Source organism: Mesorhizobium norvegicum (genome assembly GCF_004919685.1).
Lineage (GTDB): Bacteria > Pseudomonadota > Alphaproteobacteria > Rhizobiales > Rhizobiaceae > Mesorhizobium > Mesorhizobium norvegicum.
Genome location: NZ_SMYZ01000192.1, coordinates 1 through 1,429, shown reverse-complemented (window position 1 = coordinate 1,429; position 1,429 = coordinate 1). Strand labels below are relative to the sequence as shown.

The 1,429-nt window shown below is 62.8% G+C and carries 1 protein-coding gene; it reads right to left on the bottom strand.

What is annotated here, in order from left to right; genetic code table 11:
• The coding region (locus tag FCU66_RS40625; protein ID WP_136625526.1) for a tetratricopeptide repeat protein at positions 1-909 on the bottom strand (909 nt) is incomplete at its 3' end.
• Between the last annotated feature and the right edge of the window lie 520 nt (positions 910-1,429).

The following is a 1,429-nucleotide window of genomic DNA, read 5'->3' as shown; positions in this document are numbered from 1 at the left end:
GGCGCCGGCCTTGCGCCAGTTGGCAGCAAGCGCTGCCCAGCGGTCGCCGACATCGACGCCGCCGAGGTGGAGCCGCCACAGGATTGCCGAGGCATCGACCATGTTGAGCGCCATCGTCGATTGCACGCTGTAGATGGGGCCATCATAGAGCGCCAGCACCTCATCGGTTTCGCCGAGATCATAGTGGAACAGCGCCAGGTGCCACCAATTGTGGACCTGCAGGAAGCTCTCCCTTGTCCACGCTTCCGGGTTGGCGCGCATCCAGGCGATGCCATCCCTTTGCCGGCTTTGCATTTCCATGACATGCGCGACGGCGTGCTGCGCCCAGCCGTCGCGCGGCTCCATGTCGACTGCCGAGCGGCCAAGCTGTTCGGCCCTGATATAGTCACCCATCTCCTCCAGCCCGAAGGCCTGCATGCCGAGCATGGCGTGGTAGCCCGGCATGCCGCTTTGCCAGGCTGGCAGGGCGCGTGCGATGCGGTCGCGCAGCATGCGGGCATTGCCGGTGAAGAAATCGATCTGGTGGCCGACCTGCAGCGCCAGCCCATCGCGTGGGGTCTCGATGGTGATATCTTCCAGAATGCGGCTGGCTTCATGCCAGCGCCCGCTGGCGAGATGACCAAGGGCTGCGACATGCGCCTGCTCGTGCGTGGTCGCGGCAAGCGGTAGTGCCGCTTCATGGCATGCCCTGGCCACCGCCGTCGCCTCCCGCTCGGTGGCGAGGCCGAAGAGATAGCCCTTGAAGACATGAGCCATGACGAAGCCGGGATCCTCCGCGATGGCGCTGTCGATGGACGCCACGGGATCGCCGATGAAGCACTGCAGTTCACGCACTGCCTGGCTGTAGGGCGTGAATCCCGCTTCCGTTGCGCCCGAAAGCGTCAGGCCGAATGCGTCCCTGATTGCCATGCGATGTTCCTTTCATCGACCCGTGACAGGCCCTCGATCCTTCGGCCCAAGGCGATCCTAAAGCATGGGCCACGGACACGCCAACCACGCGCTGCGCCAGACCATTTCAGTAGTCTTTGCAGTTTAGCAACCATGCGGGGCAGATTAGGCTTTGTAAAATCGAATGAATTGTGTCTTCATTGCGGCGCCGGGCGGGGGCTTGAAATCGCGAATCGAGAGGGACGCGATGCGGCATCTGAAAAACAGGCTTCCGAACAGTCGTTCGGAGGATGCGGAAGGCACAGTTGCTTTGCTACGGCGAAGGCCGCGCCAGCTACATCCATGGCTTATTAGCGTTCTCTCAACTACGGCCTTTGCGTTGCTGCCCAATTCCGCTGCGTTTGCCGCATGCGTGCTGGGCCCATCCGCCGGGAACACTGTTTACACCTGCGACAGCGGCTCATCGGGCGGCAGCCTCACCGATACTGACGGCGACAACACGCTGAATTTTCCCGCCGGTGGCACCGGGCAGATATCAGGC